14 protein-coding genes and 1 pseudogene are annotated in these 14,381 nt (G+C 60.8%); 10 read left to right on the top strand and 5 right to left on the bottom strand.

Features of this window, described 5'->3' with window-relative positions; genetic code table 11:
* The first annotated feature begins 20 nt into the window (after positions 1 to 20).
* The 9 genes and pseudogenes from CAL20_RS18970 (at position 21) to CAL20_RS18930 (ending at position 7,544) form a co-directional block, all read left to right on the top strand.
* Positions 21 to 1,406 carry an MmgE/PrpD family protein gene (locus CAL20_RS18970; protein WP_094838647.1) on the top strand — a complete coding sequence of 462 codons (1,386 nt, stop codon included), beginning with the start codon at positions 21 to 23 and terminating at the stop codon, positions 1,404 to 1,406.
* A gap of 10 nt (positions 1,407 to 1,416) precedes the next feature.
* Positions 1,417 to 2,379, top strand: coding sequence for a branched-chain amino acid ABC transporter permease (locus CAL20_RS18965; RefSeq protein ID WP_094822724.1), 963 nt, complete (start codon positions 1,417 to 1,419; stop codon positions 2,377 to 2,379).
* The gene (locus CAL20_RS18960) at positions 2,379 to 4,154 is read left to right on the top strand and encodes a branched-chain amino acid ABC transporter ATP-binding protein/permease (RefSeq protein ID WP_094822570.1); all 1,776 of its coding nucleotides are present in this window, start codon (positions 2,379 to 2,381) and stop codon (positions 4,152 to 4,154) included. The genes CAL20_RS18965 and CAL20_RS18960 overlap by 1 nt, the downstream gene beginning before the upstream one ends.
* Positions 4,147 to 4,854, top strand: coding sequence for an ABC transporter ATP-binding protein (locus CAL20_RS18955; protein ID WP_176456568.1), 708 nt, complete (start codon positions 4,147 to 4,149; stop codon positions 4,852 to 4,854). The genes CAL20_RS18960 and CAL20_RS18955 overlap by 8 nt, the downstream gene beginning before the upstream one ends.
* Positions 4,855 to 4,902: 48 nt before the next feature.
* Positions 4,903 to 6,120 (top strand): ABC transporter substrate-binding protein, encoded by a 1,218-nt coding sequence (locus CAL20_RS18950; RefSeq protein ID WP_094838646.1) that lies wholly within the window; start codon positions 4,903 to 4,905, stop codon positions 6,118 to 6,120.
* Positions 6,121 to 6,178: 58 nt separating this feature from the next.
* On the top strand, positions 6,179 to 6,592 hold the full coding sequence (locus tag CAL20_RS18945; RefSeq protein ID WP_094838645.1) for a carboxymuconolactone decarboxylase family protein: 414 nt from the start codon (positions 6,179 to 6,181) through the stop codon (positions 6,590 to 6,592).
* Positions 6,593 to 6,639: 47 nt separating this feature from the next.
* Positions 6,640 to 6,792 (top strand): annotated as a pseudogene (locus tag CAL20_RS18940) (NAD(P)-dependent oxidoreductase); the annotation flags it as partial.
* A gap of 6 nt (positions 6,793 to 6,798) precedes the next feature.
* On the top strand, positions 6,799 to 7,188 hold the full coding sequence (locus tag CAL20_RS18935; RefSeq protein WP_094838644.1) for a cupin domain-containing protein: 390 nt from the start codon (positions 6,799 to 6,801) through the stop codon (positions 7,186 to 7,188).
* Between the two features lie 29 nt (positions 7,189 to 7,217).
* Positions 7,218 to 7,544 carry an NIPSNAP family protein gene (locus tag CAL20_RS18930; protein ID WP_094838643.1) on the top strand — a complete coding sequence of 109 codons (327 nt, stop codon included), beginning with the start codon at positions 7,218 to 7,220 and terminating at the stop codon, positions 7,542 to 7,544.
* Positions 7,545 to 7,584: 40 nt separating this feature from the next.
* Here the strand turns inward: CAL20_RS18930 and CAL20_RS18925 are convergent, their stop codons facing one another.
* From CAL20_RS18925 to CAL20_RS18915, 3 genes are all read right to left on the bottom strand, one after another.
* On the bottom strand, positions 7,585 to 8,454 hold the full coding sequence (locus CAL20_RS18925; protein ID WP_094838642.1) for an EamA family transporter: 870 nt from the start codon (positions 8,452 to 8,454) through the stop codon (positions 7,585 to 7,587).
* Between the two features lie 109 nt (positions 8,455 to 8,563).
* Complete coding sequence (gene bioB, locus CAL20_RS18920) at positions 8,564 to 9,529, bottom strand: biotin synthase BioB (protein ID WP_256981636.1); 966 nt, start codon at positions 9,527 to 9,529, stop codon at positions 8,564 to 8,566.
* A 472-nt stretch (positions 9,530 to 10,001) separates the two neighbouring features.
* Entirely contained in the window at positions 10,002 to 10,691 is a 690-nt protein-coding gene (locus tag CAL20_RS18915; RefSeq protein WP_094838640.1) for a LytR/AlgR family response regulator transcription factor, read from the bottom strand.
* 189 nt (positions 10,692 to 10,880) lie between these two features.
* Here CAL20_RS18915 and CAL20_RS18910 point away from each other — a divergent pair, with 189 nt between their 5' ends.
* Entirely contained in the window at positions 10,881 to 11,957 is a 1,077-nt protein-coding gene (locus CAL20_RS18910) for a sensor histidine kinase (RefSeq protein ID WP_094822560.1), read from the top strand.
* On the opposite strand, the gene CAL20_RS18905 is transcribed toward CAL20_RS18910, so the two are convergent.
* The gene (locus CAL20_RS18905) at positions 11,952 to 12,836 is read right to left on the bottom strand and encodes an HpcH/HpaI aldolase/citrate lyase family protein (RefSeq protein WP_094822559.1); all 885 of its coding nucleotides are present in this window, start codon (positions 12,834 to 12,836) and stop codon (positions 11,952 to 11,954) included. The genes CAL20_RS18910 and CAL20_RS18905 overlap by 6 nt on opposite strands.
* A gap of 334 nt (positions 12,837 to 13,170) precedes the next feature.
* Positions 13,171 to 14,376: a CaiB/BaiF CoA transferase family protein gene (locus CAL20_RS18900; RefSeq protein ID WP_094838639.1), complete on the bottom strand. Its 1,206-nt coding sequence runs from the start codon at positions 14,374 to 14,376 to the stop codon at positions 13,171 to 13,173.
* Positions 14,377 to 14,381 lie beyond the last annotated feature (5 nt).

Genomic DNA, 14,381 nt, shown 5'->3' with positions numbered 1-14,381 from the left:
ACGTTCCCAAGGGGAGCAGGATGACGCATCCTGACAGACAAGGCGCGGGCGCAGCGCGGGCAATTGTGCGCGCCGCGTTGAATGAGTTACCACCAGCGGATGCGGTGTTGGCGTCGGCCAAACGATGTCTGCTTGATTACCTTTCATGTGCGTTCGAGGCACAGTCGTTGCCATGGAGCGAACAGGCTGCACAGTTGGCGGCGCCCGACGCACACGGCGCGCATCAGATCGGGCGAGCCGGCACCTATGTGTTGGCGGACGCGGCCTTTGCCAATGCCGTCGCGGGCCATGGTCTCGTACGGGAAGACATGCATGCGGCGAGCGTGACACACCTCGGGGTCGTGGTATGGCCGACCGTGCTGGCGCTAGCGGAGCGTCATGCTGTGCCGGGCGCGCGGGTGTTGAGTGCGGCCGTCATCGGTTATGAGGTAGGCGCACGTATTGGCCGCGCGTTGATTACGCCGTCTTTGGCGCGTTTGTTTCGGCCCACTGGGTTGGTGGGGCCGTTCGCCAGCGCAATGGCCGGCGCCCATCTATTGGGCCTGGACGAGGATCAGGCGTTGAACGCATTTGCGCTGGCTGGCAATAGTTGCGTGGGATTGAACGAATGGGCGCACACCGGTGGCAGCGAGATGTATTTCCATCCGGGTTTTGTGGTCCGCAACGCGATGACCTGCCTCGAACTGGCGCGTCTGGGCGCGCAGGCCTCGCCGTCCATTCTGGAAGGAGAGGCAGGCTTGTTCCAGGCCTATGCGCGTGCGCCCATGCCGGGACGGATTACGTTGTTCCCGCATGGCGAGGCTGACATCCTGGAAGTTTTCAACAAGCCGGCACCAGCCTGCAATTTTGCCCAATCACCTTGCCAGGCAGCCTTGCTCGCCTGGCGGAGGGTGCACCGCGACCGGCGCATCGTCGCGGTGCGAGTCGAGACCACGCAAGCCGCGCTGGCATATCCCGGGTGTAGCGCCAAGGGGCCATTTGACTATGCACTGCAGGCCAAGATGAGTATCGCTTTCGGTGTGGCGGCGGTGCTGGCCCGAGGCGCGATCGAAGAGGACAACTACCACCGTCTTGATGACGTCGAGATCGCACGCTTGATCGCACATACCGAACTCGTGCCGGACGACGCTTATACGGCGGCTTTTCCGGCTCGGCAGGGGGCTCGCGTCGTGCTGCTCCTGGATGACGGGGCGCACGTACGGGCTGAACTGGACGACGTGGTGGCAGCCGACGAGGCGCTCATCCGTGCGCGATTCCGCCGCGCCGCGCAAGCGGTGCTCGGAGACGAGAGGGCTGAGCGTATCGAGGCCATGGTCGACGGCTACGAACGCGAGCCCGACGCGGGACTGCTGGCGCGATTGTGCGCCTTGCAGCCGGATACGACACAGACCTGGGACGAGGCCTGACACGATGGACATGACAGAACTGCAAATTCATCTCGAAGCATTCTTGCAGGCACTCACCGCTGGTGTGCTGGTGGGTGGGCTATATGGATTGATGTGCGTCGGATTGGCAATGATCTTCGGCATCATGCGCGTCATCAATTTCGCCCAGGGCGATTTCATGATGCTCGGGATGTATGTGACGTACTACTTTTTCATCCTGTTGGGTGCGCACTGGCTGGCGGGCTCTGTGCTGGGCCCCTATATCTCGGTGTTGCTGGCGGTGCCCGTGATGTTCGGGGTGGGCTATCTGGCGCACCGGCTCTTGATTTCGCGCGTTACGGGCCGGCGTGGTGCGGCGCTCGATGGCGATGGTCACTACGCTCAACTAGTGCTGACGCTGGGCATTGCCCTGATTCTGCAAAACGGCGGCATGATGGTGTTTGGTCCGCAACTGGTGTCGTTGCGCACGCCGCTGTCGAGCAGTGCCTGGGAAATCGGACCGCTATGGGGAGACTACGTCAGCGTGTTCGCCAACAAGGGCCGGGCAGTGGCGGCGTTGATCTCTGTGGCCGCCATTGTGGTGCTCGGCGCATTGATTACGCGCAGTCGGCTTGGCAAGGCCTTGCGCGCCTCGGCTGACAATCCGGTCGCCGCCTCGTACATGGGCATCGACGTCAACCGTTCGTACCGCATCGCCTTTGCGTTGGGCACCTGCGTGACTGCGCTGGCCGGCGGCCTCTTGGCGACCAACTTTCCGTTTCATCCCTTTGTCGGCCTGGAGTACGTGATCATCATGTACGCCGGCGTGGTGCTGGGTGGCATAGGCAGCATCTTTGGCGCCTTCTGGGGAGGCATGGTGATCGGACTGGTGCAGCAGTTGTCGTCGCTGGTGCTGCCCACGCAATTGCAGAACGCGGCGATTTTCGTGTTCTTTCTGTTGATCGTGATGTTGCGGCCGCAAGGACTATTCGGCCGCGTGTCGGAGCGAACCTGATGAAACGATTGCCGACTTCTTTGACCTTGCTGCTGGTCGCCGCGATCTACTTGGCCGCCGCGTTGCTGGCGAGCAATGCGTACCATCAACTGATCTTTACGCTGGTGCTGGTGTGGGCGTGCTTTGGCTTGTCGTGGAACATGCTGAGCGGTTATACGGGCCTGGTCTCGTTTGGCCATGCTGCATTTTTTGGCCTGGGGGCCTACGCGGCGGTATTGGGACAAGTCTATCTAGGTCTGTCGCCTTGGATAATGTTGCCGCTGGCCGGTGTGATCGGCGCGGTGGCTGGAATTCTGGTCGGGCTGCCGACGTTTCGGTTGCGCGGACATTATTTCGCGCTGGCGATGCTGGCGTATCCACTGGCATTGTTATATGTGTTCGAGTGGCTGGGGCTGCAGGAAGTGACCTTTCCGATGCAGCGTGAGCATCCGGCGCTGTATATGCAGTTTGCCGACCGGCGTTACTACACGGTGGTTGGCCTGATCATGCTGCTGGTGTTTGTGCAAATCACTCTGTATGTGGAGCGAACGCGATTTGGTATGGCGCTCATCGCCATCAAGCAAAACGAAGCCGCGGCTGAAGCCGCCGGTATCGACACGCTGCGATGGAAATTGCGCGCCATCACGTTGAGCGGCGCCATTGCTGGTGTCACGGGGGCGTTTTATGCCGTGGTGCTGCTGGTGGTCACGCCGGTGTCGGTGTTCGGCATGCTGGTGTCGGCGCAGGCGCTCACGGTATCGATGTTCGGTGGCGTGGGGACGGTGTGGGGGCCAATCATCGGTGCGGCCATTCTGGTGCCCTTGGGCGAGATCCTGCATGCCGAGCTGGGCTCGACCTATCCGGGTATCCAGGGCGTGATCCTGGGCGTTGCCATCATCGCCGTGATTCTGGCAGCGCCGGAAGGCGTGTTCTGGAAACTGCGCGACACGTTGCAACGGCGCCATCGCGCGCCAACGCCGGCTGCGCCGTCAGAGCAGACCACGTCAACGCAGCGGCCCGCCAAGCTGTCGCGGCCGGTGCGGCCTGCGATGTCGGCCGACGACATCATCCTCGACGTACAGTCTGTCTCGCGCAGCTTTGGAGGACTCAAGGCCGTGCAAGATGTCAGCTTTTCGGTGCGCCGAGGCATGATCCTGGGGATTATCGGCCCTAATGGCGCGGGCAAGACCACGCTGTTCAATCTGCTCAACGGCTTTTTGCAGCCGGATACGGGCAAGGTGATCGTCAATGGTGTAGATATGGCGGGCCGCAAACCGCATGCATTGTGCGCGGCGGGGGTGGGACGAACTTTCCAGATAATGCGGCCTTTTATGCGGTTGACGGTGGCGCAGAACGTCAAGGTGGGCGCCTACGTGCGCGCCAAAAATGAGGCGCAGGCTGAGGCGTTTGCGGCGCAGGCCATCGCGCGGGTCGGTCTGTCCGATTGCGCAGAGAAAATCGCCGCACTGCTGACCACCCGTGAATTGCGATTGATGGAGCTGGCTCGCGCGGTGGCTGGGCAACCCGAGTTGTTGCTGTTGGATGAAACCCTGGCGGGCCTCGGGCACGGCGAGGTCGATGACATTGTCGATGCGATCCACGCGCTCGCGGCTGAGGGCGTCACGATTGTCATCATCGAGCACACCATGCAGACCATGGTGCACCTGGTCGATGAGTTCCTGGTGCTGGATCATGGACAGGTGCTGACTCGTGGCGATCCGCTGTCGATCACGCAAGATCCACAGGTGGTCCAGGCCTATCTGGGTAAGAAGTGGAGCGCGCAACATGCTGCTTGAAATCAATGAACTGACGGCTGGCTATTCCGCAGTGCCGGTGCTCAAGGGGGTGTCGGTGGCAGTTGGCGAGGGGCAGTTCGTCTCTGTTGTCGGCCCAAACGGAGCGGGCAAAAGCACCTTGTTCAAGACCATTTCCGGCAGCGTGTCGGCCCGTTCGGGGAGCATACGCTTCGATGGGCGGGACCTGTTGACCGTGCCCAGTGATCGGCGGCCTCACTTGGGCATCGCTCATGTGCCCGAGGGGAGGCAAGTATTCGCCTCGATGAGCGTGTTGGAAAACCTGGAAATGGGCGCTTATACCGAGGCCGGCCGGCGCGATTGGGAAAGCAATCTGGAACGCATCTATGCATGGTTTCCCGTGCTCAAACAGCGCAGCCGGCAATTGGCGGGCACGCTGTCGGGAGGCGAGCAGCAAATGGTGGCCATCGGCCGCGGGCTGGCCTCGTCGCCACGCTTGTTGATGCTTGACGAGCCGTCAATGGGGCTGTCGCCCGCCATCGCCGATTTTATTTTTGAACGCCTGATCGACATTCGCCGAGAGGCGAATCTGACCCTCCTGTTAGTGGAGCAGCGGGTAGCGGAGGCGCTGCAATATGCCGACCGGGGCTATGTGCTGGAAACCGGATGCGTGGTGCTGGAAGGCACGCATCAAACACTGCAGGCTGATGACCGGGTGCGTCGCGCCTATCTTGGGATGTAGCACACATGCCGCCCCGAACCAAGGCGGAAGAAAAGCGAGGAGATCAACATGAAAAAGCAATCCATGGTGGCCAGTGTCGTGAGCATGGCCTTGGGCGCCAGTTTGTTGCTGGGCGGCGGTGCTCTGGCCGAACCGGCTCCCGTGAGCGTTGGCCTGATCGCGCCCATGTCGGGCATTTACGCGCGTTATGGCCAAGTCATGCGTATGGGCGCTGAAATGGGCGTCAAAGACATTAACGACCAAGGTGGAATCAAGGCGCTGGGCGGTGCCAAACTGAAGCTGATAGTGGTGGATTCCGGCGACTCCACCGAAAAGGCCAAAAGCGCAGCGGAACGAATGGTCGCCGATTATCCAGGCCTGGTCGCAGCGACCGGTGCCTACCTGAGCTCATTCACCTTGGCCGCAACCGAGGTGACTGAGCGTGCCGAGTTGCCAATGCTGACGTTGTCGTACTCTGACCTGATTACTTCGCGCGGATTCAAGTACGTGTTTCAGACCTCGGCGCCAGCCGGCAAGCAGGCTGAGATCGCGCTGCCGAGCATCCTGGACCTGGCGCAGCAAGCCTCAGGCAAGCGGCCCAAGACGGTGGCCATCGTGACCGACAATACCGCCGCCTCGCTGTCGACGGTCAAGGCCCTGAAAGACGGCCTTTTGAAGAAAAATGGCTTGGAGCTCGTTGTCGACGAGACCTTCACGCCGCCGCTGGCGGACGCGTCGTCCTTGATCCAGCGCGTGCGTTCGCGGCGTCCCGATCTGCTGTTTTTCCTGCCCACGGTGATCTCCGATGCCAAGCTCATCCTTGAAAAGATGAACGAGACCAATGTAAAGGTGCCGGTGATTTCTTTTGGCATCGCCATCGCCGAGCCTGAAGTGCTGAACACCGTCAGTCCGGCGTTGCTCAATGGCGTCATGTCGGCCGTGGGCAATTGGGGAGCCAAGGGCCAGGAAGCCCTGATCCAGCGGATGAAGACCGAATACAAAGAACCGTGGATGACGCAGAACGCCATCTCGACCTATGGCGATATGTGGATCATGAAGGCGGCTTTGGAACGCGCTGGCAAAGCCGATCGCGAGGCGGTCGGGCAGGCGATGCACACCCTGGACGAAGGTCCCAGCCGGTACTTTCCTGGGGGTGAGATCAAGTTTGATGAGGCGGGGCACCGCATTGGCGCGACGCTTACCGTGATCCAGTGGCAGGACGGTGTGCCGGTGACCGTATTCCCGCAGGAACAGGCTGTCGCCCAGCCCATTTGGCCCGGCAAATAGCACACTCTCGCGCCATGGCGGCACATAACGGCGCATCGATGATGATGGAGGTAATTTCATGCAGCAATCTGATCGGTTTTCCGAGGGCTTCGAGAATCGCAAAACGGTCCTCGGCGCAGATCATGTCGAAAAATCGTGGTCGGCCGCCGACGAGTTCAATCGGCCCATGCAGCGGCTGGTGACAGAGTACTGTTGGGGTGAAGTGTGGGGGGACGATACGTTGTCGTTCAAGGTGCGCAGTATGGTCAATCTGGCCATGCTCACCGCCATGAGCCAGCACCACGAACTGGCCGTGCATGTGCGAGGGGCGCTGCGCAACGGCGTCACCACGGAGGAGATTCGCGCTGTGTTGACGCAGGCGGCGGTTTATTGTGGCGCGCCCCTCGGATTGGCGGCATTCCGGGTCGCCTCCGAGGCCATACGGGCATACGAGGTGGAGAGCGCGGCACAGGCCACTGGGAATAAGCAATGAACCGGACGCGAGTAGGCTTTATCGGTCTCGTCGACGCTGGCATATCGGGTGGTGCCTCGCTGAACGCCGCAGGTCCCGCGGCCTGCTTTGGCCTGGCCACTGCGCTGGGTTATGGCGACCAGATCAGCAATCGTGTGGTGGACGCCATCGGCGACGTATCGGGCGGCGTTCGTTTGAAAAGCGCTTCAACAGCGGAGTAAAAGGTCATGCAAGTATTTCACGGCAGAGATCAGGGCAAGCCCTCGGAGCAACGCGGTGCGACGTTCACAGGGGTTGTGTGGGCTGATCCGGTCATGCCCCCGGAGGACAACGTTGGCATCAATCACGTATTTTTTTCGCCGGGCGCACGCACGTTCTGGCATACACATGAGTATGGCCAAGTGTTGCATGTGACATCGGGCCGCGGCTGGATATGCTCCGATGGTGACGAGCCTCAGGAAATCCGCCAGGGCGACGTGGTGTGGATTCGACCCAACGAACGTCATTGGCATGGTGCGGCCGCCGATACGTTTATGACGCACTTGGCCATCTCGCTGGGCGAGGCCGATTGGCAGGAGGAATTGCCCCAGTCCGAATACCCCAAAGCGCAACGCTGAACCACGTTTGATATTGCAGAGGAGACGTCATGATTATCGAAACGCGTATTTACCATTGTTTGCCGGGCCGCCTGCCGGCGCTGCACGAGCGCTTTACCAGGACGACGCTGGATTTTTTCAAGAAATACGGTATCAAGCCCATAGGGTTCTGGACAACGCTGATCGGTCCCAGCAACCACGCGCTGACCTATTTGTTGGAATGGGAAAGCCTCGAGGAGCGAGAGCGCAAGTGGAATGCCTTTCAAGCGGATCCCGAGTGGATCGCCAAACGGGCCGCCAGCGAAGCCGAGAAGCCCATCGTGGAGCGCGTCGAAAACCATATTCTCGTCCCGACCGATTATTCTCCCATGCGTTGATTGACCGGCGGCGCGCCCGGTGCCAGACATCGGGCGTGGTTCAAGCGGGCATCATCAGGAAGATCGCCGCTGCCGCGATCAAGAGGCCCAATAGGTTGATGCGGCTGAGCGGCTCGCGAAAGGCTAGCGCTCCTACTACTGTGCCTGCTGCGATCACGCCCATGTTCATGGAGGCGAAGACCAGGGCGGGGTTGTCGGGCAGGGATTGATGGGCGCGGATGTAGGTGACGATGTTGCCGAAGTTCAGCAGGCCCAGAATGACGCCGGCGAGCAGGTGGCGAGGATGCCAGGCGATGCGGCGGATGAGCAGGTAAGCGGTCATGGCGATGCCGGCCAGGACCAACGCGATGAGGAGCGCGCCCGCAAAGGCGGTGCCGGTTTTGGCGACTTGTTTGAACAGGATGTCTACAAGGCCGTAGGTGATCCAGACGCCCAAGGGCCATATCCAGGTGTGTGAGCCGGCAGCGATGTTGGTTGTATGGTCGCGGCGTCGTAGGATGCAAAACAGGGCGGTAAAGGCTAATGCGATGGCGGCGGCTTTGTGCCAGGTGATGTTTTCGCCGAACAGCAGGAAGGCCGCCAGCAAAGGCAGGAACAACGATAAACGCTGCGCGGCGTCGCTGCGGACGATACCGGCATGGCGCACCGATTGCGCCATGGCGATGAAACCGGTGGGCAGGATGATGCCCAGGGTCAGTAGCAGAGGCCAGGACTGGATGGCGGATTCGACTTGGGCTGTTGTGGGGCCTAGCACTATTGCGCTGAGTATTGCTGTGACGGCGTAGTTCGCCGCGATGGCTTGGCGTATGGCGATGTCGTATCGACGAGCGACTTTAAGCAGAACGGCAACGCTGACGCTGCAGGCCACGCTGGCGATCAGGTACAGCAATCCGGATGTGAGTGAAGGCATAGGCTGTGATGCGAGAGTCAGAGGGTTGTCCGGAGAGATGAGCGAGGCTCGATCAGAGATGAGACAAATACGAGCCAGGCGTCCTGATCAGAGGACCGGGACCAAGCCATTAAGCGGCCTCGGCGTGCAGGCCCAGGCGTTCCATCAGGCGCTGGTCGGCTTGTACCTGCGGATTGCTGGTGGTCAGCAGCATGTCGCCGCAGAAAAGCGAGTTGGCGCCGGCCAGAAAGCACAGAGCTTGCAAGGTGTCGCTCATGGTTTCGCGGCCGGCGGACAGACGCACGTGTGCGCGCGGCATGGTGATGCGGGCGACGGCGATGGTGCGCACGAATTCGAATGGGTCCAAGGCGTCGGTGCCGGCCAGTGGGGTGCCTTCGACTTGTACGAGGTTGTTGATGGGCACGGATTCGGGGTACGGCGCCAGGTTGGCTAATTGAGCGATGAGGCCTGCACGTTCGTTGCGTGATTCACCCAGGCCGACGATGCCGCCACAGCAAATGTTCAATCCGGCATGGCGCACACGGTCCAGCGTGTCGAGACGATCCTGATAGGTGCGGGTCGAGATGATCTGGCCGTAGAACTCGGGCGAGGTATCGAGATTGTGGTTGTAGTAGTCCAGTCCGGCAGCTTTGAGTTGTTCTGCCTGGCCTTCACGCAGCATGCCCAGCGTGACGCAGGTCTCCAGCCCCAGGGCTTTGACTGCGCGGATCATTTCGGCGACCTGGTCCAGGTGGTGCGGCTTGGGACTGCGCCAGGCGGCGCCCATGCAGAACCGCTGTGCGCCGCCCGCCTGGGCGGCACGAGCGGCCTGCAGGACGTCGTCCAAGGGGATCAGTTTGTCGGCGGCGAGGCCGGTGTCGTAGTGCGCCGATTGGGGACAGTAGGCGCAGTCCTCCGGACAACCGCCGGTCTTGATCGAGAGCAGGCTGGACAGCTGGATCGCGTTGGCATCGAAATGCTGGCGATGGACCTGCTGGGCTTGGTAGAGCAGGTCCATGAACGGCAATTCGAACAGCGCCAGGATGTCTTCGTGGGGCCATGCTACACCGGTGGGAGCAGGCAGCGGTTTGGCGATATCGGAAACGGGAACAGTGGCGACTTGCAAGACGATCCTCCAGCGAGAACGATGCCGCGGCAATGGTTGCGGCTTGAGCAATAGCGGCGGATCGTAAGAACGGTATTCCGGAATGGCAATGGCTGGATTTTGGCCGGAATTGAGGGGGCGTAGACGGTAGTAGGTAGGGATTCGCTGCGTGTTGCGCCAGAGAGCTCATTAACGTGCCGCGATCTCCCGAGATAAGTTCTGCCGGATATTGTGTGTCATTTTGTAAATTCCCTCTGCGCTGCATGACAGCACATAGACAGGCCAGGCCATGAATTCGTCGACGGTTTATGCGCATTCGTCGAAAAACAGTAGCTGGCCTTTGCGGCTGAGCATACTGTCAGTCTGGCCGCGGTCTCAGATCACAGTGCGGCGTAGATGCGAGAGCGGTGGAGGCGATGTCGAGTCATGGCGCAATGTGGACGCGGGGACGATGGCCTTCATGTCAAACCATCGCGCGGCGCAGGCGCAGGGATGCGGTACGGCCCAGGATGATGGGGGCAATGTTGTTGTGAGTGAAGGTGATTTCGGCCTGTTCGCCGGGCCGTTGGGAGACGTGGGCAATATGGTCCAGATTGATGATCATCGACCGGGAGACCGCGCAGAACGGGGGCGTGGGCAATTGCGGCACCAGACGCTTGAGTGTGATGTGCATCAGTTCATTGGCATGCGCAGCACTGCACAGCAGGACATAGTCTCCTTGTGCCTGGGCGATGGTCAGGTCCTGGATTTTGATGATGCGTGTGCCGTTTTTGGTTTTGGTGGTCAGGTAGGTGCTGCCACTGCTGCGCGATTGCAGACGGGTCAGGGTCTGGGTCAGGCGTTCGGGGCTGACGGGTTTGAGCAGATAGTCCACCGCAGCGATATCGAAGGCCTGCGCACCGTAGTCGTCGTGTGCCGTGACGAAAACGACGGCTGGCGCGGGATCCAGTCCGGGCAGCAGGTCGAATCCGGTGCCGCTGGACAGTTCGATATCCAGGAAGAGAACATCCGGGCGGAATTCGCGGATCATGGCCTGGGCTTGATCGGGGGTGGAGGCTTCGCCCTCGATATGGACCATGGGGAATTGTTCGAGCAGTCGGCGCAGATAGCGGCGTGCGGGCGCTTCGTCATCGATGATCAGCACGCGTAACATTGGTTCTCCTTGGGAGCCTGATGATGGCGAGCTAGCTGAGCGTGGGCAGCGAGCGACCAGACGATGGGGCGCAAATGGGCAGCGCCTGCACAGCAGGGGCTAAATATAGGCCATGTTGAGCTTGTCGGAAATCCGTAGCGGCCCGTAGTCGTAGTCGGTACGTCCAATAAGGTGTAGGGAGATGTTCTCATGATTTTTGTGCCCATCGGTCAGGCGTTGAGCCTGGGGGAATCGTCGGTGGCATTCTGGCGCGCCCAGGTGGTTGGGTGGTGCGTGCTGGCGATCATCGGCTTTTGTATACGGCTGGTGGTGTTTGCGAATGCGACGGTCGCGTTTTGGCTGACCGTGGGGGTAGAGCCATTGGCGTTTGCGATCACGAGCGCCGTGGCCGTCTTTCACGGGCGCCATCCCAGGCCGAATGCATCGATCCAGGTGCTGGCCAGTGCGGTGTTGCTGTGCCTGGCGACGTCGGCGGTGTTGGCGGGGATCGCTTATGGGATACATCAGATGTTCGGCCCGGAGATCCGGTATGTGATGCCGGTCGATCAGTACCGGTTGGGCTTCATCTACTACATGGGTATCTTGTCGATCTGGACGCTGATCTACTTTGGCGTGTCGGCAGAGCTGGCTGTACGCACTGAGCGTATTTCGAAGATGAAGGCCGAGACGCGTGCCTTGCGGCTCGAGCTGGAATATCTGAAGCTGCAGATCGAACCGCATTTTCTGTTCAATGCGCTGAATACGATTGTGGCGGAAATCGCGGATCGTCCTGCGATCGCCGAGGAAATGACGCGCCGGTTGGCGGCCTATCTGCGTTATTCGCTGGATCGGCGCGGGCGCGGGATGTGTCGGCTGGAAGAGGAAATCGAAGCAGCGGAAACGTATATCCGCATTCAAGCGCTGCGTTTTGATAAGCGGCTGGAGTATCGATGCCAGGTGGATCCTGCCTCGCTGGAATTACTGGTGCCGCATATGACGATGCAGGGGCTGGTGGAGAATGCGATCAAGCATGGCATGCGATCTGAACACGATCACTTTCTGATCAATGTCAGGACGCGGGTGCAGGGCGATGAATTGATTGTCGAGGTGGACAATCCGGGGCAATTGCATGCACCGTATGATTTGGCGCGCAGTGGTGGCGGGCTGGGGAATCTGTGCCGCCGGTTGGCGTTGCGTTACCCGGATCGGCACAGTTTTTCTCTGGAACAGCGTGCGGACAAGATCGTGGCTGAGGTCCGCATGAAGGGCGAGCCGTTGTTGTTATAGGGCCGCGATTCCGAACGCTTCGCCTTTTTCTACGATGCGTTGGGCCTGTTTGACGACGGGCGCATCGACCATGCGGCCTTCGAAGGTGCAGGCCGAGCGGCCTTTGGCTTCTTCTTCCTTGAATGCGGCGATGAGGCGGCGTGCGCGTGCGACGGCCTCGGGCGAGGGGGCGAAGGCAGCGTTGGCAATGGCGACTTGCGCGGGGTGGATGCAGAAGGCGCCTTCGAATCCCAACGCTGCGCCGCGCTCGACGGTTTTCTGAAAGGCATCGCGGTCTGCAAAGTCGGCGACTGAGCCGACGAAGCCTATGGGGGCGATGCCTGCTCGACGGCATGCGGCGACGGCCATGACGTTCGGCACGTAGAGGGTGTCGGGGGTAACGGCCATTTGCAAGGAGACGGCGAGGTCTTCGGCACCGACGATCAGGCCGCAGATGCGTGGGTGCGCGGCGGCGATGTCGTGCATGTTGTGCAGGCCTTCGGCGTCTTCGACCATGACGATCAGGCGGGTGGTGCCCAGCGGTATGCCGCGTTCGGTCTCCAATTCATCGATGATTTCTGCGACGGATTGTACGAAGGCGGGGTTGGGGACTTTGGGCAGGGTCAAGGCTTGTACATGCGGGCCTATGCTGGCTTCGATGTCGCGTAGCAGCTGCCGCCAGGGGCGGTTGACGCGCACGATGACGTCTTTGCCTTGGTCGTGGCATAGCTTGGCGACGCTGGTGACGCGTTCGCGGGCTTGGTCTTTTTGGTCGAGGGCGATGCTGTCTTCCAGGTCTAGCTGGATGGCGTCGGCGGGTTGCTTCAGGGCGCTTTGGATGAAGCGGTCGTTGACGATGGGGACGAAAAGCATGGAGCGCCAGGTGAAGACTTTGCTCATGGTTAGGCCTCGCTTTTGGTTAGGGATGGGGGGCTTTTTATGTCTGAGGGTGGGTTTCTTAAGTCGCAGGGGGCCGTCATATCAAGGCCGCGCCGGCCCTATCGTCCGGTCTGGCCGCCTGCGCGGCCAGACTTCCCTTCACCAAGCATGCCAGGCGGGGCGGCTGGGCAAACTCGCTCCGCTGCGCTCCACTCAAACATGCCCAGCCGACTTCCCCCCGCCTGGCATGCTTGGTTCGGCGGACTCTACGGGCCGGCGCGGCCTTGATATGACGGCCCCCTGCTGGCATTGTTAGAGCCGCCTCGCTTTGGCTCGCTCTGGTTTTTGGTTTGCGTTAGTTTGATTTAGTTGAGTCTAGCTGGACATGTTCCAGTTCGGCCAGGATGTCTGCTGTGTGTTCGCCTAGGGTGGGGGCGGGGCGGCGGAATACGCCGGGGCTCGCGGATAGGCGCGGGATGATGTTGTGCATGGGGACGCTGCCCATGTCGGCGTCGGGGACGTGGACGATGGCTTCGCGGCCTGTGACGTAGGGATGGTCGATCAGGTCTGCGACGGAATAGACGGGGCCTGCGGTGACGCCGGCTTTTTCGAACAGGGCCAGGTTGTCGTCTTGATCGCGCTGCGCGACGAAGCTTTGGATGATTTCGTCCAACAGGTCTTTGTTTTGTACGCGCACGTCGTTGTTCTCAAAACGTGGATCGGTCTTGAGTTCGGGCATGCCGATGGTGTCGAAGATGCGCATGGCCATGGATTGCATGGAGCCCGACATGGCAATATGTTTGCCGTCTTTGCACACGTAGACGTTGCGCGGCGCGGTGTGCGCGGACTGATTGCCCGAGCGTAGGGTGGGCGTGCCGGTGGCCTGGAATTTTGCGGCTTCGGACGAGATCAGGGAAAAAATCGGCTCGAACAGCGACAGGTCTACGATTTGGCCGACGCCGGTTTTTTCTGCACTGCGCAAGGCGGTCAGGACGCCTGCTGCGCCGTACATGCCGGCGATCATGTCCGCCATGGCCAACGGCGGCAGGGCAGGAGGTTTGTCGGGGAATCCGTTCAGGTAGGCGTAGCCGGACATGGCTTCGACCAATGTGCCAAAGCCCGGTTTGTGGCTGTAGGGACCGGTCTGGCCCCAGCCTGATACGCGCGCGATGACCAATGCTGGGTTCAATGCGTGCAGCACGTCGGGCGATAGGCCCATTTTTTCTAGACCGCCCGGCACGAAGTTTTCGATGAGCACGTGCGAGCATTTGATCAGCTTTTTGAGCTGTGTCAGGCCCTCTTCGGATTTGATATCCAGTGCCAGCGAACGCTTGTTGCGGCCGTAGACTTTCCAGTACACCGCCTGCCCGCCTTCGCGCCAATGACGCAGGTCGTCGCCTTTTTCGGGGCGTTCGACTTTGATGACGTCCGCGCCGAAATCAGCCAGGAATACGGACAGCATATTGCCGGCTACCAGGCGAGACATGTCGACGACTCTGATGTCTGCGAGCGGGCCTTCCTGGTCGGGGGTGAATGCGTGAGTTTGAGCGGTTTGTGTCATGGATG

Origin of the sequence: Bordetella genomosp. 4, from assembly GCF_002261185.1 — a bacterium.
In the GTDB taxonomy this organism is placed as follows: Bacteria; Pseudomonadota; Gammaproteobacteria; order Burkholderiales; family Burkholderiaceae_B; genus Bordetella_A.
The sequence above is the reverse complement of the archived record's forward strand: the minus strand, read 5'-3'. Positions and strand labels throughout refer to the sequence as shown.

Excerpts from the sequence above, each read along its gene's own strand:
- CAL20_RS18970 (WP_094838647.1), top strand. The coding sequence starts at position 21 with ATGACGCATCCTGACAGACAAGGCGCGGGCGCAGCGCGGGCAATTGTG.
- CAL20_RS18965 (WP_094822724.1), top strand. The coding sequence starts at position 1,417 with ATGACAGAACTGCAAATTCATCTCGAAGCATTCTTGCAGGCACTCACC.
- CAL20_RS18960 (WP_094822570.1), top strand. The coding sequence starts at position 2,379 with ATGAAACGATTGCCGACTTCTTTGACCTTGCTGCTGGTCGCCGCGATC.
- CAL20_RS18950 (WP_094838646.1), top strand. The coding sequence starts at position 4,903 with ATGAAAAAGCAATCCATGGTGGCCAGTGTCGTGAGCATGGCCTTGGGC.
- CAL20_RS18945 (WP_094838645.1), top strand. The coding sequence starts at position 6,179 with ATGCAGCAATCTGATCGGTTTTCCGAGGGCTTCGAGAATCGCAAAACG.
- CAL20_RS18935 (WP_094838644.1), top strand. The coding sequence starts at position 6,799 with ATGCAAGTATTTCACGGCAGAGATCAGGGCAAGCCCTCGGAGCAACGC.
- CAL20_RS18930 (WP_094838643.1), top strand. The coding sequence starts at position 7,218 with ATGATTATCGAAACGCGTATTTACCATTGTTTGCCGGGCCGCCTGCCG.
- CAL20_RS18925 (WP_094838642.1), bottom strand. The coding sequence starts at position 8,454 with ATGCCTTCACTCACATCCGGATTGCTGTACCTGATCGCCAGCGTGGCC.
- CAL20_RS18915 (WP_094838640.1), bottom strand. The coding sequence starts at position 10,691 with ATGTTACGCGTGCTGATCATCGATGACGAAGCGCCCGCACGCCGCTAT.
- CAL20_RS18910 (WP_094822560.1), top strand. The coding sequence starts at position 10,881 with ATGATTTTTGTGCCCATCGGTCAGGCGTTGAGCCTGGGGGAATCGTCG.
- CAL20_RS18905 (WP_094822559.1), bottom strand. The coding sequence starts at position 12,836 with ATGAGCAAAGTCTTCACCTGGCGCTCCATGCTTTTCGTCCCCATCGTC.
- CAL20_RS18900 (WP_094838639.1), bottom strand. The coding sequence starts at position 14,376 with ATGACACAAACCGCTCAAACTCACGCATTCACCCCCGACCAGGAAGGC.